Annotated in this window: 17 protein-coding genes, 1 tRNA gene and 2 pseudogenes; 9 read left to right on the top strand and 11 right to left on the bottom strand. The window is 41.4% G+C overall.

All coding sequences use genetic code 11. The annotated features are described in order from the left end of the window. Nucleotides 1-48: 48 nt before the first annotated feature. Nucleotides 49-146: transfer RNA gene (locus CVT00_RS08850), tRNA-Sec, on the top strand. 114 nt (nucleotides 147-260) lie between these two features. Here the strand turns inward: CVT00_RS08850 and CVT00_RS08845 are convergent. The 4 genes and pseudogenes from CVT00_RS08845 to CVT00_RS10540 form a co-directional block, all read right to left on the bottom strand. Next, nucleotides 261-602, bottom strand: a complete 342-nt coding sequence (locus CVT00_RS08845; RefSeq protein ID WP_103611607.1) for a hypothetical protein — start codon at nucleotides 600-602, stop codon at nucleotides 261-263. 2 nt (nucleotides 603-604) lie between these two features. Next, nucleotides 605-1,927 (bottom strand): NFACT RNA binding domain-containing protein, encoded by a 1,323-nt coding sequence (locus CVT00_RS08840; RefSeq protein ID WP_107916072.1) that lies wholly within the window; start codon nucleotides 1,925-1,927, stop codon nucleotides 605-607. A 71-nt stretch (nucleotides 1,928-1,998) separates the two neighbouring features. Further along, complete coding sequence (locus tag CVT00_RS10545; protein ID WP_103575376.1) at nucleotides 1,999-2,523, bottom strand: methyl-accepting chemotaxis protein; 525 nt, start codon at nucleotides 2,521-2,523, stop codon at nucleotides 1,999-2,001. Between the two features lie 756 nt (nucleotides 2,524-3,279). Further along, nucleotides 3,280-3,813, bottom strand: a pseudogene (locus CVT00_RS10540) (cache domain-containing protein); the annotation flags it as partial. Between the two features lie 559 nt (nucleotides 3,814-4,372). On the opposite strand from CVT00_RS10540, the gene leuC reads away from it, so the two are divergent. Beyond that, complete coding sequence (gene leuC, locus CVT00_RS08830) at nucleotides 4,373-5,638, top strand: 3-isopropylmalate dehydratase large subunit (RefSeq protein WP_107914855.1); 1,266 nt, start codon at nucleotides 4,373-4,375, stop codon at nucleotides 5,636-5,638. An 8-nt stretch (nucleotides 5,639-5,646) separates the two neighbouring features. Then, complete coding sequence (locus CVT00_RS08825) at nucleotides 5,647-6,114, top strand: hypothetical protein (RefSeq protein ID WP_103558989.1); 468 nt, start codon at nucleotides 5,647-5,649, stop codon at nucleotides 6,112-6,114. 68 nt (nucleotides 6,115-6,182) lie between these two features. Here CVT00_RS08825 and CVT00_RS08820 read toward each other — a convergent pair whose 3' ends face one another. Next, on the bottom strand, nucleotides 6,183-6,440 hold the full coding sequence (locus tag CVT00_RS08820; RefSeq protein ID WP_087583541.1) for a SemiSWEET family transporter: 258 nt from the start codon (nucleotides 6,438-6,440) through the stop codon (nucleotides 6,183-6,185). 226 nt (nucleotides 6,441-6,666) lie between these two features. On the opposite strand from CVT00_RS08820, the gene CVT00_RS08815 reads away from it, so the two are divergent. The 6 genes from CVT00_RS08815 (at nucleotide 6,667) to CVT00_RS08790 (ending at nucleotide 14,818) form a co-directional block, all read left to right on the top strand. Next, nucleotides 6,667-7,242 carry a molybdenum cofactor guanylyltransferase gene (locus CVT00_RS08815; RefSeq protein WP_103558988.1) on the top strand — a complete coding sequence of 192 codons (576 nt, stop codon included), beginning with the start codon at nucleotides 6,667-6,669 and terminating at the stop codon, nucleotides 7,240-7,242. Further along, the gene (locus CVT00_RS08810) at nucleotides 7,235-8,203 is read left to right on the top strand and encodes a phospholipase A (protein ID WP_103558987.1); all 969 of its coding nucleotides are present in this window, start codon (nucleotides 7,235-7,237) and stop codon (nucleotides 8,201-8,203) included. Before CVT00_RS08815 ends, CVT00_RS08810 begins: the two co-directional genes overlap by 8 nt. 165 nt (nucleotides 8,204-8,368) lie before the next feature. Continuing rightward, the gene (locus tag CVT00_RS08805) at nucleotides 8,369-9,763 is read left to right on the top strand and encodes a GntP family permease (protein ID WP_103558986.1); all 1,395 of its coding nucleotides are present in this window, start codon (nucleotides 8,369-8,371) and stop codon (nucleotides 9,761-9,763) included. Further along, nucleotides 9,760-10,890 carry a glycerate kinase family protein gene (locus CVT00_RS08800; protein WP_107914853.1) on the top strand — a complete coding sequence of 377 codons (1,131 nt, stop codon included), beginning with the start codon at nucleotides 9,760-9,762 and terminating at the stop codon, nucleotides 10,888-10,890. The genes CVT00_RS08805 and CVT00_RS08800 overlap by 4 nt, the downstream gene beginning before the upstream one ends. A 186-nt stretch (nucleotides 10,891-11,076) precedes the next feature. Further along, nucleotides 11,077-11,814 carry a 4Fe-4S dicluster domain-containing protein gene (locus CVT00_RS08795; RefSeq protein ID WP_103559041.1) on the top strand — a complete coding sequence of 246 codons (738 nt, stop codon included), beginning with the start codon at nucleotides 11,077-11,079 and terminating at the stop codon, nucleotides 11,812-11,814. 13 nt (nucleotides 11,815-11,827) lie between these two features. Further along, complete coding sequence (locus tag CVT00_RS08790; RefSeq protein ID WP_103558984.1) at nucleotides 11,828-14,818, top strand: molybdopterin dinucleotide binding domain-containing protein; 2,991 nt, start codon at nucleotides 11,828-11,830, stop codon at nucleotides 14,816-14,818. Between the two features lie 220 nt (nucleotides 14,819-15,038). On the opposite strand, the pseudogene CVT00_RS08785 reads toward CVT00_RS08790, so the two are convergent. The 6 genes and pseudogenes from CVT00_RS08785 to CVT00_RS08760 form a co-directional block, all read right to left on the bottom strand. Continuing rightward, nucleotides 15,039-15,149 (bottom strand): annotated as a pseudogene (locus tag CVT00_RS08785) (integrase); the annotation flags it as partial. 66 nt (nucleotides 15,150-15,215) lie between these two features. Further along, entirely contained in the window at nucleotides 15,216-16,076 is an 861-nt protein-coding gene (locus CVT00_RS08780) for an AMIN domain-containing protein (protein WP_103558983.1), read from the bottom strand. Nucleotides 16,077-16,081: 5 nt separating this feature from the next. After that, nucleotides 16,082-16,264: a hypothetical protein gene (locus tag CVT00_RS08775; RefSeq protein ID WP_181000157.1), complete on the bottom strand. Its 183-nt coding sequence runs from the start codon at nucleotides 16,262-16,264 to the stop codon at nucleotides 16,082-16,084. A gap of 104 nt (nucleotides 16,265-16,368) precedes the next feature. Continuing rightward, complete coding sequence (gene eno, locus CVT00_RS08770; protein ID WP_103558981.1) at nucleotides 16,369-17,619, bottom strand: phosphopyruvate hydratase; 1,251 nt, start codon at nucleotides 17,617-17,619, stop codon at nucleotides 16,369-16,371. After that, a complete protein-coding gene (recA, locus tag CVT00_RS08765) occupies nucleotides 17,619-18,716 on the bottom strand; it encodes a recombinase RecA (RefSeq protein WP_002940852.1) in 1,098 nt (365 codons plus the stop codon). Before recA ends, eno begins: the two co-directional genes overlap by 1 nt. 62 nt (nucleotides 18,717-18,778) lie before the next feature. Further along, nucleotides 18,779-19,267, bottom strand: a complete 489-nt coding sequence (locus CVT00_RS08760) for an addiction module antitoxin (RefSeq protein ID WP_107914851.1) — start codon at nucleotides 19,265-19,267, stop codon at nucleotides 18,779-18,781. Nucleotides 19,268-19,271: the final 4 nt, after the last annotated feature.

The following is a 19,271-nucleotide window of genomic DNA, read 5'->3' as shown; positions in this document are numbered from 1 at the left end:
ATAGAAAATGGGCTAAAATTTATCTAAATCTGCTAAAATAACGCGCACGGAGGATAAAGTAATCTGGTGATGCTCACGGGCTTCAAACCCGATGACTGGGCGGTTGACCGTCTGGTGGGGAGTTCGATTCTCTCATCCTCTCGCCACTTTTACTTCTTTTAATTTCTACTTTTTAAATGATTTTTTGATTTTAGGCGCAGTTAGCTAGTAAATTTTAAAAATAATGGTGTGATTTAAACAACCATCTTTAAATTTAAAGTTTAAATTTTTATATCCAAAACGTGCGGTTCTTCGCTCTCTTCTTCGCTATCAAGCTCGTCTTTTAAATTCTCTTCATCTTTGGCTTTTGTGTTTTGCTCTTCGTTCTCAAACTCGCTTGCCTCTTCTTCGCTCTTTTGACGTTCGTGCTCTTTTTCAGGGTCTATTTTATACGACTCCTCCATCGGACGCACCTCTTTGATCTCCTCGTTTTGCTGGGTAGCTAGCTCAGATGCCATCAGCGCTTGCATGTCAAAGCGTGCTTGCTGGTTTGCATGCACCTGCGAGACGACTGGGGCGTTTTGGTTGATGAAGTTGCTGTTTCCTAAAGGTGTTACCGCCATTTTTAGCCTTTATTTATGATGATCGTTTTGTAGTTTGTGTAAGTGACGTTTGCGCCATTTTCACGCCTTAAATTTTCGCGTTTGGTGTAATCCACCTCATATCTGCCAGCCCCTTTTACGCTAAATTCCACGCAAAATTTAGCAGCCATCTCTAGCACGTCCTCTGGCACTTTGCTCTTGTTTGTCTTGATGATGACGTGAGCGCTTGGGACGTCTTTTAGATGAAGCCAGATGTCGTCTTTTTTGGCGAGATCGAGCAAATTTATATTGCCTTTTTCATTTCTGCCAACTAAAATTTTAAACTCTCTAACGTAAAAAATTTCAGCATTTTCGCTTACATCTTTTATCTGTCTCTCTCTTTGTTTTGCCTTGTTTTTTGGGCTTAAAATTTCAAGCTCGTAAGCACTTTTTGCCTCTTTTAAAAGTGACTTTAGCCCTTCTAAAAACTCGATCTTTTCACTTAAATTTCTCTTTTCTATCTCCACACCAAGAGCTTTTGCACGAAGTTTTTTTGACCTTGAGTAAAATTCATTTGCGCTATTTTTTGGCGTATCGCTAAGAGTTAGTTTTATCTCGTTGCCGTCAAAATCATTAAGAGAAATTTCTCTCTCATAGCCCTTAAAATTTGCCAAATTTGCAAGCAAGAGCGTGCCGTAGTTTGCAAACTCCTCACTCTTTTTCATGAGCTCATCTTTATCCTCAAGCGAGTTTAAAATTTCTCTCATGCTATCTATCTTTTTTTGCACGCTAGCAAGCTTTGCTTCTTTTAAGCTAGCTATCCTAGACTCGTTTATCCTAGCGGCTTCACTTTTAAAAAATGCCTCAAAGTCAGTTATCGGCTCGCACGGCTTTTCTTTGATGGCGATGGCTGGCAGCTCTTTTAAAACCTCGCCAGTTTCTATCTTGCGGTAGCTATTGTCGATATGTCTTAGCGCCTCGATGATAACGCTATTTTCATCAGTTATCACGGCGTTTGTAAAGCGGCCTGTAAATTCAAGATAAAGGATGAAATTTTCGCTTTTATATGAGCCACTTTGCGTGCAGGTAAATTTTAAAATTCTATTGTCTTTTAGGCACTCGACGCTTTTTATGTGTGAAGCGTTAAAGCGCTTTTTTAGGACATTATCAAAGGGTGCTTGATAAATTTTCGCCTCTTTTAGCTCATCATCTTTGTAGATCGCTGAGTTTGACTTATTTAGATCAAAAATGATCTTTTCGCCGCTAAATTCGATAAGTATAGCCATGTCGCTTACGCGCTTTGCTTGGCTTATCTTTTTAAATTTTGATAGATAACTTGCTATTTGAACTAAATGTGCGTACTTCATGCGGGGATTATATCAGAAATGTTGCAAAAATGTTTTAATGAAATGTCCTAGCTGGCTTGCTAGGACAAAAGTTAAAATTTGTTTTTAGCGACCTCTTTGACGATCTGATCAGCGATCTCATCGACCTCGTTTGTGGCTTTGTTTGTTTGATTTGCCACTTCAAGATTTTCTTTTGTTAGGTTGTCGATGTCGGCAACTAGCGTGTTTATCTGAGCGATCGCTATGGTTTGCTCGTTTATCGCCGCACTCATGTCGTCGATGTTTTGCGTCAATATATTTGCATTTGCTTCGATCTCGCCAAGGCTCTTTTGAGTGCGCTCGGCTAAATTTCTAACCTCATCAGCCACAACCGCAAAGCCCCTGCCATGCTCACCCGCACGTGCTGCTTCAATGGCAGCGTTAAGGGCTAGCAAATTTGTCTGATCGGCGATGTCGTGGATGATGGTGATGATATTTTTTATCTCCTCGGACTGCCTTTTGACATCATCAGATCTTGCATTTACCTGCCTCATAGATGCACTCATTTGCTCAACCGCAGCCGCACCCTCAGAGAGCGATGTAGCACTCTTGTTTGCCTTAGTCGTTAGCTCTTGCATGTAGCCTTTTAGCGCCTTTGCGCGGTCTTCTAGCAGTTTTGCGACATCTTCATTATTTTTTAGCATCTGCGCGATCTTATCGCCAAGCGCGTCGATGCCTTTTGCGATGACGCCCTCGTCGTTTATCCTAGCGGTAAAGTCGTTTTTAAAGTAAATTTCTAGCGCTTTCAAGATGTCATGCTCATTTGAAGCGATATTTGTTTTTAATGAGTCACGTAGATCGCCAAATGCCTCTTTTAGCTTTAGCAGAGCTTGGCTATTTGTCGTCGCTTCAAGCGTCGCTCTAAAGTCGCCACCTTTTATCTTGCTTACAAATTCTTGCGTTTTGGCTAAAAACTCGCGCTCGCTGTTTAAATTTTCTTTTGTGCTCTCGATGTTTTCGTTGATGATGCTAGCCATAACGCCTAGCTCGTCGCTGCTTTTTAGCTTGATAGGCTCGACATTTGAAGTTTTGTTGTTTATAAATTTAAAGACTTCGATTAGTCCGTTTTGTATCGTTAAAACCGGTCTTAAGAAGTATCTAACGACCACGATGATGGCGATGATGACTGAGATCAAAAATAGGCTAAACATCAAAATTTGCTTATTTGAAGCGCTTTTTATCTCAGCTACAAACTCATCAGCGTCAGCTACTATACAGACGTTCCAGTCTGTTAGCTTTTGTTTTTGGCAGTAGATGACGTTTCTCATGCCGTTATAGAAAAATAGCGAAACCTTGTCGCCATCTATGCTCTTTTTCATATTTTCTTTAATGAGGTTTTTGTAGGTTTCATCTTCTTTTGAGACCAAATTTATATCAGGATGCACTATCACTTTGCCAGCATCATCGGCGATCATGATGTTTGAAGTTTTGGTTGTTTTTATTTCTAAAAGCTCTTCGCTAAGGCTGTTTAAGAAGATATTTGCGCCAATTACCGCTACAAGCTTGTGGTTGCTATCAAAGATAGGAGCGTAAGCTGTGATGGTTAAATTCTTTGTTGTGACATCTATGTATGGCTCTGAAAATCCAGACTTGCCGCTACTGCTCGCACCCTGAAACCAAGCCCTCGTGCGACCGTCAAAATTTGGTATCAAAAATGGCTGGTTGTTTTTCAAAAGATCGGTTTTTATAACGTTGCCGTTATCTGCATAGCCCACAAATAGCGCGTCAAATGGCGAAATGACAAACGCACCTTTTAGCGCCTCGACTATATCCTCCCTGCTGGCGTAGGTCTTTTTATCCTCAAGTTCTTTTGCGAAGGTTTGCACCATGTGAAGTCTTGACTTTAAAAACTCATCGACAAAGTACATCGTCGATTTTAGCCCAGTTTTACGCACATTGTTGTAAGACTGAATTTTTTCCGATTTGGAATTTGAGTAGTTTATGCTAAAAAATATACCTATGCCTATTAGCATCCAAGCTGTCAGCAAAAAGGCTATCTTGTTAGACAAGCTAGAAAATAGTCTCTTCATCTTAAATCCTTTTAAAATTTTCGGCGTATTTTATAATAAAAGTTAAACAATATCTCTTAATTTTTATTTTTAAGAAAAAATGGCAAAAAGTAGCTAAATAACGCTTGTTATGATAATATTTAGCTAATTTTATTAATTTAATTATCCAAAAATAATAAACATAGTATTTTAGGGACTTATAATAAATAAATTTAAGCTAAATTTGACATTGAATTTATTTTAGTTGCTTAAATTATAATTTTTAAAATATAAAAAAAGAAAATGCTATTTTGTAAATCTTATCTGTCCTGAATTTTTAGCATAAATTTTTTGTCAAAATTATAGTGATTTAAAGCGCTGGCTAAATATCTTTTTATGCAAATTTCGTTAAAATCGCCACAAAATTTAAAGGAAATTTATGAAACAAACCATCACAGAAAAGATATTTTCAGATCACGTTGGCAAAGAGGTAAGCGCAGGAGAGATCATCGAGAGCAAGATCGATATGATCATAGGCAACGACATCACGACGCCTATCTCGATCAAGCAGTTTGAGCGAAGTGGCGCTAAAAAGCTAGCTAACCCAGACGGCTTTGCCATCGTGATGGACCACTACATCCCGACAAAGGACATCTTAAGCGCAAATCAAGCCAAAATTTCACGCGAATTTGCCTACAAACACGACCTTAAAAACTATTTTGACGAAAAAGATATGGGCATCGAGCACGCGATTTTGCCTGAAAAAGGGCTAGTCATCCCAGGCGACGTCATCATCGGCGCAGACAGCCACACCTGTACGCACGGCGCTCTTGGGGCATTTAGCACTGGCATGGGTAGCACCGACCTAGCTTACGCGATGATCACTGGCAAAAACTGGTTTAAAGTGCCTGAGAGTATCAAAGTCATCTTTAAAGGTAAGCTTGATAAGCACGTCTATGGCAAGGACCTCATCCTTGAGATCATCCGCCAAATAGGCGTTGATGGCGCACTTTACAAGGCGCTTGAGTTTAGCGGCGAGGTGATAGATGGCCTTAGTATGGATGATAGATTTTCAATGTGTAACATGGCTATCGAAGCTGGCGCAAAGAGCGGTATCATCGCGGTTGATGAGATCACGAAAGAGTTTTTAAAAGATAAAAATTTACGCGATAAGCCAAAATTTTTCTACTCCGATGAGGGCGCAAAATACGACAAAATTTTAGAGATCGATGTCACTGCTCTTGATCCAGTCATCGCATATCCATTTTTGCCAAGCAACGGCAAGAGCGTAAGGCAGGCAGTTCGCGACGATCTAGCTATCGATCAGGCATTTATCGGCTCATGCACAAATGGCCGTCTAAGCGACCTTCGCATCGCAGCACAAATCCTAAAAGGCAAAAAAGTAGCCCGCAAAACAAGGCTCATCATCACTCCAGCGACGCAAAAGATCGCAAGAGCTGCTGAAAAAGAGGGACTTATCGACATTTTCATCGAAGCAGGAGCGGTTGTAAGCAACCCAACATGTGGTGCCTGCCTTGGCGGATATATGGGTATTTTAGGCGCAAATGAGCGCTGTATCTCAACGACAAATAGAAATTTCGTCGGCCGTATGGGCGATAGGACGAGTGAAATTTATCTGGCTAACTCGGCTGTTGTGGCGGCTTCAGCGATAGCAGGTAAAATCGCCGATCCAAGAGACTTATAGAAAATAATATGGATAGTTTGATATCTGACTTATTGAAAATTATACTCGGTGCAGTCCTAACAATGTGCGCGCAATGGGTGTATGCTAACCTAAACACGAAAAAAGAGAAAAATAAACTCAGGCGACAAAAGCTAGAGGAAGCGTTTATTATAGTTGGAGATATTTTAGGGGGAATACATTACAAAGTGGCTTTGTTAATAAATCCAAATTTAAATATAGAAAATTCAAAATTTGAAATTGGTAAATTACACTCACTTATCAGTTTTTACGCACCAGAACTGCAAGAGGATTATAAAGATTTTATGTCTACATATCAAGAATTTATCCCACTTACTGCAACAAGATTTAGAACTTCAAGCGATGATGATAAAAGTATAAAAGAGATAATAGATGAACTAACAAAAATAGCCTTTTTGCTGAATTCAAAAGGCAATATAATCAAAGAAAAATTAACCAAAATAGCGCAAACACTATAATAAATTAGTTGTTGCGACAAAGCAAATAATTTTATTGCGGGACTCGCCACAACAACTAAATCAGCGTATTAAAATGCTGTTATAGTTGCCAAAAGTCCAAAGATTATGCCTGGCAAGTTTGCGGCAGAAAGTGGATAGTCTTTTTTAGCTTTTAGCAAGCCGTAACTTGTCCAGATCGTGCAGTTTATCGCAGCAGCTAGTGGCTGGATAAAAGGCGTTTTATGGCCATCAAGGTTGCCCATTATCTGTGGGATGTATGAAAAATACATAACAACCGATAAGCACGTGCCTATCCAACCTAAAATTTGTAAATTTCTTTCACTCATGTGATCTCCTTTAAAAGTAAGCCATTATATTATTCTTAGCTTTATGATTAGCGTGGTAAAAAAATTAATTTTATCTGCTAAAAAGTAGCCCATTGTTTTGGCAAAAGCGCTCATTTTTGCAAATTTAAGGGCAAAGCTTTTATCAAGTGATAATAAATTTAAAACAAGATGAGTTAGAAAATTTGGTTATACTTTTGTAATTTTTTGAAATTTAAAAGGATAAAAGATGCAAACTTGCGTCATTTTAGCAGGTGGCAAGAGCTCGCGCATGGGTCAGGATAAGACCTTGCTGCCATTTGGGGGATTTGAAACACTCACGCACTATCAGGTCGCTAAATTTAGCAAAGTTTTTGATGAGGTTTTTGTAAGCTCTAAATTTGAGAAATTTAACCCGCCTCTAAAGCTCATAAAAGATGAGAACAGTGAGGATTATTCGCCGATGTTAGCGCTCTACTGCGTGCTAAAAAGCTTTGATCATAGCGTCTTTATCATCCCAGCTGATATGCCATTTTTTGATCTTATAAGTCTTGACGAGCTGGCTAAATTTAAAGATGAATTTTACATGGTCGTAGCTGGCGATGATGAGCATATCCACTCGCTTTGTGGTTTTTTTAGCCCAAATTTAGCCCCATTAGCCAAAGAGCTTTATCTAAAAAATGAGCATAAAATAGGTCTTTTACGAAAAAACTGCAAGTGCAAGATAGTAAATTTTGACGATAAAGAGCAGTTTTTTAACGTAAATTTCCCAGAAGAATACAAAATAGCAAACGAAATTCAAAAAAAGGAGCAAAAAGATGCCTAAAATTATACTATTTTTGGCTCTTGGCTTTAGCCTTTTAGCAGCAAGCGAACTTAGCGAGTTTCAAAGAGCGCAGGCACTTGAGCAAAGTGGCGATATAAAGGGTGCTATGCAAATTTATAAAAGCATTGCCGCAAACTCTATAAATGCGCAAGGCTTAGCCTCCAAGGCTAGTCTAAATTCCGAGCCAGCGACGCCAGAAGCAAAGGTAAAGCAGGCTAAGATCACACAAGAAAACAAGGCTGAACATCATCTGCAAAACGCGCTTGGCATCGAGCTTTATAAATTTAACTACCTTTTGCCAGTAACTTACGCTAAAACTGTGCCAGATGATGGGCGAAAAAGCGTTGAGACCAAGTTTCAAATAAGCCTTGCAAAGCCGCTATTTTACGATGTTTTTGGTCTTAGAGAGAGCCTAGTGGCAGCCTATACGCAGACTTCGTGGTGGCAGATCACTAAAAAGTCATCGCCGTTTCGCGAGACAAACTATCAGCCAGAAATTTTCTTAAATTTTGCCTCACCAAAATATCTAGAGAAAATCGGCATCCAAAATCTAAAATTTGGCCTTTTGCATGAGTCAAATGGACGAGATGGCAGCAAATCAAGGAGCTGGAACAGAGTCTACGTGCAAAGCGACTTTGTCTATGGCAACTTTAGCGTCTCGCCAAGAGCTTGGATAGTCGTTGGGGACAAGGGCGACAATAAGGACATTTTAAAGTACATCGGACACGGCGACGTAAGGCTTAGCTACAACCTAAACGACCACATCTTTAGCCTAATGCTAAGAAATAACTTACATTTTGATAAAACAAATAAAGGCGCGGCTGAACTTTCATATATGTTTCAGATATTTTCAACCGGCGTTTATGGCTATTTGCAGTATTTTACTGGATACGGCGAGAGCTTGATAGATTATGATAGGCACACAGATAAGGTTGGTCTTGGCTTTGTTATTTTAAAATAACCTTAAAAATTTAATCTTATAAAGTGGCTAAATTTGGGCAGATAACCTAAAATTTACATGAATAATGAAAAAAATTTAACTAATAGAAAAACTTAAAAATATTAGAAAAAATATAAGCAAATTTTGCTAAAATCACTAGCAAAATCTCACAATAAAGGAGTTTTCATGAGCGGTATAGCTTTGATTGTCTGTTTTGTTATAGCAATCATCCTTATGATCCTTATGATCTCAAAGTTCAAGGTGCATCCATTTTTGGCACTTATGAGTATATCTTTAGTGCTAGCAATAGTCGCAGGTATCGATCTATCCAAGATCCCAGCGATGATAGGCGTTGGTTTTAGTGGCACATTTAAGAGCATCGGCATCGTCATCATCTTTGGAACGATCATCGGCACAGTGCTTGAAAAAACGGGAGCTGCGCTAAAGCTAGCTGACATGGTCGTAAAGCTAGTCGGACAAAGACGCCCTGAGTTTGCCATGCTTATAATGGGCTGGGTTGTAGGCATCCCTGTATTTTGCGATAGCGGTTTTGTCGTATTAAACTCTATCCGCGAGGCACTTTATAAGAAAATTTCAGCAAGCCCAGTTGCTATGTCAGTAGCACTTAGCGGCGGTCTATACGCTTCTCACGTCTTCATCCCGCCTACTCCTGGCCCAATAGCCGCTGCTGGCACACTTGGCCTTGGCGGAAATTTACTTCTTGTCATCATCATGGGTACAGTAGTTTCGGTGCCTGTTTTGGTAGCTGTTTATTTCTTTTCAAAAAGCATCGCCAAAAGCGTAACTATCAGTGACAAAGAAGCTGACGCTACGATAACGGCTAGCTACGAGGAGCTTTTAAATAAATTTGGCAAATTGCCTAGCGGATTTTTGAGCCTTGCTCCTATCATCATGCCTATCATCTTCATGGCAGTTGGCTCTGTCGTAGACGTTTTGGCAAAGCAAGGCATGCTTGATAAAGCTGCGCTCTTGCCAAAGATATTTTTATTTTTAGGTAACCCTATCATCGCCCTTGCGATCGGCGTGATCTTTTGCGTATTTTTACTAGCTGAAACTAAAAAGATGAGAGAATTTGACCATATAACAAACGAATCATTAAAGATCGCTGGTCCTATACTCTTTATCACTGCAGCTGGCGGCGTTTTGGGCAACGTCATCACTGAGGCTGGATTTGTAAATTTCATAAAAGAAAATGCTTCAACTATAAAAGCGATAGGAATTTTCTTCCCATTCATCATCTCAGCCGTGCTAAAAACCGCTCAAGGAAGCTCGACTGTGGCTATCATCACGACAGCCTCTATCATGGGTGCATTTAGCGCTGACAACTCGCTCATGCACACACTTGGCTTTACGAGCGAAATTTCAGCCGCACTTTGTGTCATGGCGATAGCATCAGGTGCGATGTGTGTATCTCACGCAAACGACAGCTACTTCTGGGTCGTGACAAACTTTAGTAAGATGACTGCAGATCAAGGCTACCGTACTCAAACAGCGATGACATTTATCATGGGTGTTGTTGGTATGATCAGCGTTTATATACTATCTTTGGTGCTTTTATGAGAATTTTGGTTGCGATAGATTCATTAAAAGGCTCGCTAAGCTCGCTTGAGGCGGGCCTTGCTATAAAAGAAGCCCTTGAAGAGTTTTGCGACGTCGTAGTAAAACCAGTAGCTGACGGCGGTGAGGGCAGCGTAGAGGCTATGGCTGACGCACTTGATGCTAAATTTATAGATACCATCGTCAAAAACCCGCTTGGCACTGAAATTTTAGCTAGATATGCTCTAAAAGATGATCTTGCCATACTTGAGATGTCAAGCGCTTCTGGGCTTACTCTTATAAATCCTGATGAGAGAAATCCTATGAAAACTAGCACATTTGGCTTTGGTCAGATGATAAAAGATGCCATTAGTAAAGGTGCTAAGAAATTTATCATAGGCATTGGCGGAAGTGCTACAAATGATGCTGGCATAGGCATGCTAAGCGCTCTTGGCTTTAAATTTTATGACAAAAATGGCGCTTTGCTTGAGGGCAAAGGCGAAGATCTAGCTCAAATTTGCGACTTTTCAGATGAAGAGGCTATAAAAGAGCTAAAAGAGTGTGAATTCTTAATCGCCTGTGACGTGGATAATCCACTTTACGGACAAAAGGGTGCAGCCTACGTCTATGCTCCACAAAAAGGTGCAAATGGCCGCATGGTAAAGCAGCTTGATGATGGTCTAAAGCACTTTGCGGGGCTTGTAAAAGAGAAAAATGGCACTAAATTTCACACGCAAAAGGGCGCTGGAGCAGCTGGCGGACTTGGCTTTGCTTTTGTTGCATTTTTGGGCGCAAAACTTAGGCCCGGTATCGAGATCATCACGCAGACCATCGCACTTGAAGATGAGATAAAAAAGGCCGATCTTGTCATCACTGGCGAGGGCCGCATGGACTTTCAAAGCACTATGGGCAAGACCCCAACAGGCGTGGCAAAGCTAGCTAAGAGGCATCATAAGCCAGTCATCGCGCTTGCTGGAAGCGTGCAAAGGTGCGCCAAAGACTGCCATAAACACGGCATAGATGCCTATTTTTGCATACTAAATGAGCCAATGAGCCTTGAAGAAGCCATGCGAAAAGATAATGCCCTTAGAAATTTAAAGATGACTGCCGAGCAAGTCATCCGCCTTTATATGCTAAACCACAAAGCATAAATTTAAAAAAGATAGAAGCTAAATTTCTATCTTTTTCTCTCTAAAATTAACTTCAAATTTTACTCACAAAGTGCTACAAAAATTCTCAAAATTTAATACATTTTGCAAAAAGATAAAATAAACTTTATAAAAAAAATTTACTATGTTAAAATAAGAAAAACTTCTAAAAAGAAAGGAGAATTTCTTATGCAACAGACCCTAAACTCTCGTCGCAGCTTCATCACAGCTGCAGGACTGTTTTTCGCTACGACTGCGCTAAAAGCAGCACCAAAGGACTTTGGCGGTAGTGGCGTTCGCTACGGCATGGCGATAGATATAACAAGATGTGTTGGCTGTCAGTCATGTACTATGAGCTGTATGTTGGAAAACGACGTTCAACCAGGCGCTTTTAGGACCATCGTTTCTGAGTACGAGGCAAAAGATAAAAGCGGTAAAATGGCGGTCATAGCCTCACTTCCAAGACTTTGCAACCACTGCAACAAACCAGCCTGTATAGATGTTTGTCCAACTGGCGCAAGCTACCAAAGAAGCAACGGTATCGTAAAGATCGACACAAAAGAGTGCATAGGCTGTGCGCTTTGCGTGGAGGCCTGTCCATATCACGCAAGATATCTTAGCTTGCATACCTACAAAGCCGATAAATGCACCTTCTGCGACCACAGACTAAGAGCGGGACTTCAGCCAGCATGCGTAGAGAGCTGTGTGGGCGGTAGCCGTATAATAGGCGATCTTAACGATCCTAACTCAAATATCAGAAAATTTCTAGCCACGCATGAGACTATGGTCATCGATAGCCCTAAAAATACAAATCCACAGGTGTTCTACCACGGCGTCAGCGAAATTTTGGCTAAAAACGATAAGAAACTCGAGCTTGAAAACGGATATCAAAAGGTTATCAGCTGGAGTGAAGAGATAGCACAGTAAAAGGAGATAAGCAATGCAAAGAAGAGAATTTTTAAAAAGATCAGCCGTACTCTCAACACTAACCGCGAGCGCTGTGCTAGCAGATGGGGAAAAAGACGACTACAAACCGCAGTCAAACTCACTAGAGCCTGAATTTAGCGTAAAAGATGGCAAAATTTCACTTAATGACGGACATAGCGTTGTCTTTTCAATGTGTCACGGCTGTACGACAAAGTGTGGCATAAGACTTCACGTAGATGACAAAAACGACCGCGTTTTAAGATGTAGCGGCAACCCATACCATCCACTCTCAAACGTACACTGGGCAAATTTTGACACATCGATAAATGATGCTTTGCTTGCCACAACACTAAGCGGCGAAGATGAAAAGCGAGCCACAGTTTGCGCTAGAGGGGCGATATTGCCTGAGATGATAGACTCACCCGCAAGGATATTAACGCCACTAAAAAGAGTTGGCAAAAGGGGCGAGGGCAAGTGGAAGAGCATAAGCTTTGAGCAGCTAGTAGAAGAGGTAGTAGAGGGCGGAGATCTCTTTGGCGAGGGGCACGTGGACGGACTAAGAGCGATATATAGCGACGAGTTAATCGACAGCGAAAACCCAGAGTATGGCACCAAGCGCAATCAATTTTTAAGCTTTTACCTATATGACGGACGCTCTGACATCGTCGATCGCTTTGTCAAAAAGTCATTTGGCACTATAAATCACTACTCACACGGCGGAATTTGCGGTGGCGGCTTTAGGGTCGGTGGCAAGATCACGCACAACGCAAAGGGCTTTGCACACACAAAACCAGACTATGAAAACTCTAAATTTGTTATCTACTGGGGCACTTCGCCGTCAAATGGTGGCAACCCTTTCCAAAAACAGGCAAAAATGCTCTCTTACGCAAGAGGCACTAGAGATGACTTTAGTTATGCAGTGGTCGACCCAAGCGTTACAAATGCTGTAAAATACGCCTCTTCAGACAAAGGCCGCTGGATAGCGATAAAGCCAGGCACTGACTCAGCTCTAGCCATGGCGATGATACGCTGGATCATAGAAAATGAAAAATACACTACAAACTACCTTATACAGCCAAATTTAGACCAAGCAAAACTTGCAGGCGAGATACACTGGTGTAACGCCACACATCTAGTCATCACCGAAAAAGGACACAAAGACTACGGCAAATTTGCACTTATTAATAACGAGTGGCAGGTCTGCTCGCAAGATGGCAAGATACAAAGCTACAAGGTAAATGAACCAGCCAAGCTCTACTACAAAGGCAAAATTTTAATAGACGGCAAAAAAGTCGAGGTAAAAAGCTCAATGCAGCTTTTAAAAGAGTCAGCTTATAAGCACAGCCTAGATGAGTACTCAAAAATTTGCGGTGTTAGCGTTGAAGATATCATCTGGCTTTGCGAAAATTTCACCAAAAATGGCAGACAAGTGAGCACAAACGTGCATGGCGGTATGATGCATACGCAAGCTGGTATGACTACTTTTGCGATACTTTGTCTAAACACGCTAATGGGCACTTATGGCTATAAAGGCGGCAACGTCAATGCAAGTGCCGGCACACACGAGTTTTTAAAGGGCAGATATGACCTTGAGAGCTTTGAGGGCGCTTATAAGCCAAATGGTCTAAATTTATCAAGATCAGGCAAATACTACGAAACAAGCTCTGAGTATAAGCGCAAAGTAGCAGCTGGCGGTAGCGGCTATCCATCAACTCAGCCATGGTATCCTATCTCTATGCCACTTGTAAACGAAACGCTCACGAGCCACAAGGCTGGCTACCCATACAAAGTAAAAGTTTTCATAAACTACATGACAAACGTACTTTACGGCCAAGCAGGCCTTGAAAGAGCTGTTTTAGACGCACTAAAAGATAGTAAAAATTTACCACTTTTCGTGGGTATAGATGCCTTTATGAACGAGACAAACGCCTATGCTGACTACATCGTTCCAGACGGGGTAAATTTAGAAAACTGGGCACTTCCAAACTCTCTTTGGGGAACGATCGCTAAAACTTCAGTCGTGCGCTATCCAGCCGTTAGTTCAAAGCAGGCAAAGGATAAAAATGGCGGCGTGATCGACGTTGAGGCGTTTTATATAGCCGTAGCAAAGAGGCTTGGACTAAAAGGCTTTGGTAAAAATGCTTTCAAAGACAAAGACGGAAATTTCATGGACCTTGACGTAAAAGAGCAGTATTATGCAGCTGCACTAGCAAATTTAGCCTTTGACGGCGAGGGAGTGAAAGATATAAGCGACGAGGACAAAAAGCTTAGTAAGATATCAAGAGTGATGACAAAGCTTGATCCTTATCTAAAAGACGAAGAGAGGCCAAAAGTAGCGCACGTGCTAGCAAAAGGCGGTAGATATGATAGCTACGAGAGCGCGTACAAGGGCGATAAAGCAACCGTAAAAGTGCCAGCACCTACGCCAGCTTCTATCTACTATGAGCCACTTGGCGGACACAGACACTCGGTAACAGGCGAATATATGCCAGGAGTGCCAAGTCTAATGTTGCCAGTAGCAAGTGACGGCACGCCGCTTGAGAAATTTTTCCCACGCTCTGAGTGGAAATACACAGTTAGCTCAAGAAAGTCAAATATCCAGCACTTCTACACATTTGTTAGCCCAAGACTAAGAGCCGTTCATCCTAGCAACTTCGTAAGGATAGCGCCAGACGTAGCGAGCGAGCAGGGCATTCGCTCAGGCGATAAGGTCAAAGTGACTACGCCTTATGGAGCGCAAGTTGGCGAGGCATTTGTAACTGACGGCGTTGCTAGCGGGGTTATCAGCATAGAGCATGGATTTGGCCATGATGAGTTTGGTATAAGAACGCACATCGTCGATGGAAAGCCAGCTTTTGGGATAGCAAATTTAGAAAAAGGGGTCAATCACAACAAGCTTGGACTTCTTGATCCAAAAAGAAATGGCGAATTTAGCCTAAATGACTGGCTGGTGGGCACTTGCGCTAGACAAGCACTGCCTGCAAAGATAAGAAAGATCGGCTAGTTTGATATAAATTTGGTGAGCAGAGTAAAATTTGCTTGCCAAATTTCATTTTCGTGCGGCTTTTTGTTCTTGTGTCGTAAATTTAGATACAGAGTAAGCTTTTAGACTGCTTATAAGCTAAAAATTCTCACATATTTATACGGCTTCATAGTTAAATTTGATGTTTTAAATTTATATGGGTTAAATTTAGTATAGCTAGTTTGCTCTATTATTGAGCGCTCTAGTTCGCTAGATCCTCAGCCACTTTGGCAGCAAGCTTTAGCTTATCACTATCAAAGTGCGTGTAAATTCGTGAGGTATTTAGACTTGCATGCCCAAGGGCTTCTTGCACTGGCTAAACTTTTTTCTGATTACGACCAAGAGAAATTTAAAAGGCATGCTATTTAAACATCAAAAACTATAAAAGCTTAAGCACATATCCATTTTCAGCAGCTTCAAGCTTATATTTATGTATCTTATCAAGCTCTAAAACCACTCTGAAATACTTGTCATGCCAGCCGATTATGACGTTTTTAAAAGTATCGTTTTCAAGCTTTAAATTTCTTGTTTTAAAGCTTCTTGGAGGTTTTGCAAAGTCAAGCACGATCTTGTTTTTTTCATAGGCAAAGTGCTTTAAATTTTTAGCTTTTGTGATGATATTTAGCTCTTTTTCATGCGCTAAAAAGCTGATAAACCCTAAAAATTTAACCTCTTTTTCGCTGCTTTTTGTCTCCCCAACAGGCTTTGTGGTAGGCTCGATCTTTACTTCGACTACCTTTTGCCCAGGTTTAGCTGGCTCTTTTACTTTTTTTGTGCCAAGGTCGATCACCACGACGTTTGGAGTTGGCACATCTGAGCTTTTATTTCTATCTTTGTTTGAAATTTTAGTCTCATTTTTTTCTATTATCACTGGCGTGCTAACCTTTTGAGCTGGCACCTCTGCCATCGTGACTGAGACGTCTAGTTTTTTAGCTGCGACTGGTTCTGGATTTTTCATCTTGCTTAGGGCAAATTCATCGTTCCAGTCGATAGTTTTGTTTATATCGGTTAGTCTTTTTTCTTTTATGCTGCCGTCATTTGCTCTGTATCTTATGGTGACATCAAGCAAAAGCATCGCATCGCTTGGAAATTTAAACGAGAGCGAGTTGAAACTGTCATATTTTTCTACGACATTTGTCGTCATAACGCTTGTGTTTAGCTCACTAATAGGCATAAATGGGTTTTCTCTAGCGCATAAGCTCGCTGTAAATATAGATAAAACTAACCAAATTTTCTTCATCGTTCCTACTTTTTATTAGAGTCTGGCTCAAGGCCTTGCAATTCAAAATAATCTTTCTGCAGACGTGCGTTTAGTTTTTTTAAAATTTCCACGTCTTCGCTAAGCCTCTCTTTTTTGCTCTGAAGGCTTAGCATCACATCAAGTGAGCGCTTGCCAAACATCATGTTGCCTACGTATATAGCAAACATAGCCACGCAGATGGTGGCTATGACGTAGCGCAGTGTTGGCCTGATAAATTTTACGATTTTATGAAATATGCCATCTTCTTTGCCATATTCATCTAAAATTTCGCTCAAATATTATCCCCTAAAAACTCACCCGCCTCAAGCTCGATCTCAAGCAAGCGGTTGTATTTTGCGTTGCGCTCGCTTCTTGAGGTAGCACCAGTCTTTATCTCGCCAGTATTTAGAGCGACTGCGAAGTCAGCGATGAACGCATCTTCGCTCTCTCCGCTTCTGTGGCTCATGACGCAGCGGTAGCCGTTTCTTTGAGCGAGGCGGACAGTTTGCATAGTTTGCGTGACTGAGCCTATTTGATTTGGCTTGATTAAGATAGCGTTTGCGATGTTTTTCTCGATGCCTTCGCGTAAAATTTTCTCATTTGTAACGAAAAGATCGTCGCCAACTAGCTGCACCTTGCTGCCAAGCCTTTTTGTAAGCTCAGCCCAGCCACTCCAGTCGTCCTCGCTAAGGCCATCTTCGATAGAGAATATCGGATATTTTTCGCAAAGTTTTTCGTAGTAGCTAATGAGCTCGTCGCTGCTAAATTTCTTGCCTTCAAGCTCGTATTTGCCGTCTTTATAAAGCTCGCTTGAAGCGACGTCAAGCGCTAGTTTTATCTGGCTGCCTAGCTCATATCCAGCCTCTTTTACGGCTTGTGAGATTAGTTTTAGTGGCTCTTCGTTGTCTTTTAAATTTGGAGCAAAGCCGCCCTCGTCACCGACAGCTGTGCTGTGGCCAGCTGCGTTTAGGATAGATTTTAGCTTGTGGTAAATTTCAGTTGCAGCTCTTAGCGCCTCGCTAAATGTGCTAAAGCCAAATGGCATGATCATAAATTCTTGAAAATCAACGCTATTATTTGCGTGTGCGCCGCCATTTATGATGTTAAACATCGGCACTGGTAATATGCTAGCGTTTGCACCGCCAAGATAGCGGTATAGCGGGATATTTAGGCTCTTTGCAGCTGCGCGAGCTACCGCCATAGATACGCCAAGGACTGCGTTTGCGCCTAAATTTGAGTAGTTGTGCGTGCCATCAAGCTCAAGCATCTCCGCATCGACTGCCTTTTGGTTATAAGCATCAAGGCCTATAACTGCCTCAGCGATCTTTTCATTTACGTTTGAAACAGCCTTTGAAACGCCTTTGCCAGCATATCTCTCGTCCTTGTCGCGAAGCTCGAGCGCCTCACGCTTGCCAGTGCTTGCGCCGCTTGGTACGATCGCGCTTGCCTCGGTTCCGTCGCTTAGTCTAACTGTCGCACGAACTGTTGGGTTGCCTCTACTGTCTAAAACCTCGTGAGCTTCTACATCTTCAATAAATACCATTATTCATCTCCTGCTTCGTTTGTATCGTCGTCTTCGTCTTTTGCGCCGCTGCTTATTAGGTGATCTATCCCCATTGAGCCTTTGATCGCCGCTACTATCTCGTCAGAAATTTCTGGGTGCTCTTTTAGGTAGGCTTTGGCGTTTTCTCTACCTTGACCTAGTTTTTCGGCCTTGTAGCTAAACCACGCACCTGATTTGTCGATGATGTCTAGTTTTACACCATAGTCGATGATCTCGCCCTCTTTGCTCACACCCTCGCCAAACATGATGTCAAATTCAGCCACTTTAAATGGAGGTGCGACCTTGTTTTTAACGACTTTTGCTTTTGTGCGGTTGCCGATAGGCTCGTCATTTTGTTTAAGTGTGGCTATCTTTCTAACATCGATCCTTACAGATGAGTAAAATTTAAGCGCATTACCGCCAGTTGTGGTCTCTGGCGTGCCATATCCCATCATACCGATCTTCATACGAATTTGGTTGATGAAGATAACAGTTGTCTTCATCTTGCTTAAAATTCCAGTTAGCTTTCTAAGCGCCTGGCTCATTAGCCTTGCTTGAAGGCCCACGTGCTGATCGCCCATGTCGCCATCTATCTCGCTCTTTGGAGTAAGCGCAGCGACGCTATCAACCACGATAAGATCGATAGCACCACTTCTTGCAAGCGTCTCAACGATCTCAAGTGCCTGCTCGCCAAAGTCTGGCTGAGAAACGTAAAGGTTGTCGGTATTTACGCCTAAATTTGAAGCGTATTTTACGTCTAGTGCGTGTTCTGCATCGACAAATGCACAAATTCCGCCAGCTTTTTGCGCTTCAGCGATGATGTGAAGCGTTAGAGTAGTCTTACCAGAGCTTTCTGGTCCGTAGATCTCGATGATCCTGCCTTTTGGGACGCCGCCTATGCCAAGAGCCAGATCAAGTCCTAGCGAGCCAGTCGGTATCGACTCGATAGCCTCAACCTCTTTGTCACCAAGTCTTAAAAGCGTGCCTTTGCCAAAAGCTTTATCGATCTGCTTTAGCGCAAGCTCGAGCGCCTTTTTCTTGTCCGCTTCGCTCTCTGGGATAGCTATCTTTTTGTCACTATCTTTTTCTTTTGCCATTTTTTACCTTATAGTTGAAATTTGGCTTGATTTTATCTAAAAAGAGATGAATTTTACTTGATTTACTCGCAAATTATAATATTTTCGCCAAGCAGCGCAGCGCTATCAATAAGAGCAAAAAGCTGCTCTTTTTCAAACAAAAATCCATAAATTTGATCTTCGTTTTTTAGTATTGCAAGCTTAAGCGGCTCTACAAGGGAGCTTGCGCAAATGTTTAAAAAAGCTTCATCGATATGATTTTGTGAAATTTGGGGTTTGGTTTTGAAATTTTCATCTTTTATAAAAGAGATAAATTTCTCTTGCGAGGTAGATTTATTAAATTTAAAAATTAGTTTTTCTTTTAAGGCCTGCGCTAAAATTTCATCAAATTTAACTAGGTCGATGTAGTTTTGCACACCTAAAATTTGAGCAAAATTTAGCAGATTTTTATCATGATCAGCCATATTTTTCTCATGCTCGCTTTGTGCCTTTTTAGCCCTATAAACGGCATAAAAACCAATCATAATAAACAAAAATGAAAGTGTTAAAACTTCTGCTAAAAACTCACTCATTATC

This window comes from Campylobacter concisus, from assembly GCF_003048675.2.
Taxonomy (GTDB): Bacteria; Campylobacterota; Campylobacteria; order Campylobacterales; family Campylobacteraceae; genus Campylobacter_A; species Campylobacter_A concisus_F.
Note: the sequence above shows the minus strand (reverse complement) of the source record. Positions and strands in the feature narration are given on the sequence as shown.

Coding starts and splice junctions, on each gene's coding strand:
- CVT00_RS08805 (WP_103558986.1), top strand. CDS start 8,369: ATGAGCGGTATAGCTTTGATTGTCTGTTTTGTTATAGCAATCATCCTT.
- CVT00_RS08815 (WP_103558988.1), top strand. CDS start 6,667: ATGCAAACTTGCGTCATTTTAGCAGGTGGCAAGAGCTCGCGCATGGGT.
- CVT00_RS08760 (WP_107914851.1), bottom strand. CDS start 19,267: ATGAGTGAGTTTTTAGCAGAAGTTTTAACACTTTCATTTTTGTTTATT.
- CVT00_RS08800 (WP_107914853.1), top strand. CDS start 9,760: ATGAGAATTTTGGTTGCGATAGATTCATTAAAAGGCTCGCTAAGCTCG.
- CVT00_RS08780 (WP_103558983.1), bottom strand. CDS start 16,076: ATGAAGAAAATTTGGTTAGTTTTATCTATATTTACAGCGAGCTTATGC.
- CVT00_RS08790 (WP_103558984.1), top strand. CDS start 11,828: ATGCAAAGAAGAGAATTTTTAAAAAGATCAGCCGTACTCTCAACACTA.
- CVT00_RS08845 (WP_103611607.1), bottom strand. CDS start 602: ATGGCGGTAACACCTTTAGGAAACAGCAACTTCATCAACCAAAACGCC.
- recA (WP_002940852.1), bottom strand. CDS start 18,716: ATGGCAAAAGAAAAAGATAGTGACAAAAAGATAGCTATCCCAGAGAGC.
- CVT00_RS08820 (WP_087583541.1), bottom strand. CDS start 6,440: ATGAGTGAAAGAAATTTACAAATTTTAGGTTGGATAGGCACGTGCTTA.
- leuC (WP_107914855.1), top strand. CDS start 4,373: ATGAAACAAACCATCACAGAAAAGATATTTTCAGATCACGTTGGCAAA.
- CVT00_RS08840 (WP_107916072.1), bottom strand. CDS start 1,927: ATGAAGTACGCACATTTAGTTCAAATAGCAAGTTATCTATCAAAATTT.
- CVT00_RS08810 (WP_103558987.1), top strand. CDS start 7,235: ATGCCTAAAATTATACTATTTTTGGCTCTTGGCTTTAGCCTTTTAGCA.
- eno (WP_103558981.1), bottom strand. CDS start 17,619: ATGGTATTTATTGAAGATGTAGAAGCTCACGAGGTTTTAGACAGTAGA.
- CVT00_RS08825 (WP_103558989.1), top strand. CDS start 5,647: ATGGATAGTTTGATATCTGACTTATTGAAAATTATACTCGGTGCAGTC.
- CVT00_RS10545 (WP_103575376.1), bottom strand. CDS start 2,523: ATGCAAGAGCTAACGACTAAGGCAAACAAGAGTGCTACATCGCTCTCT.
- CVT00_RS08775 (WP_181000157.1), bottom strand. CDS start 16,264: ATGTTTGCTATATACGTAGGCAACATGATGTTTGGCAAGCGCTCACTT.
- CVT00_RS08795 (WP_103559041.1), top strand. CDS start 11,077: ATGCAACAGACCCTAAACTCTCGTCGCAGCTTCATCACAGCTGCAGGA.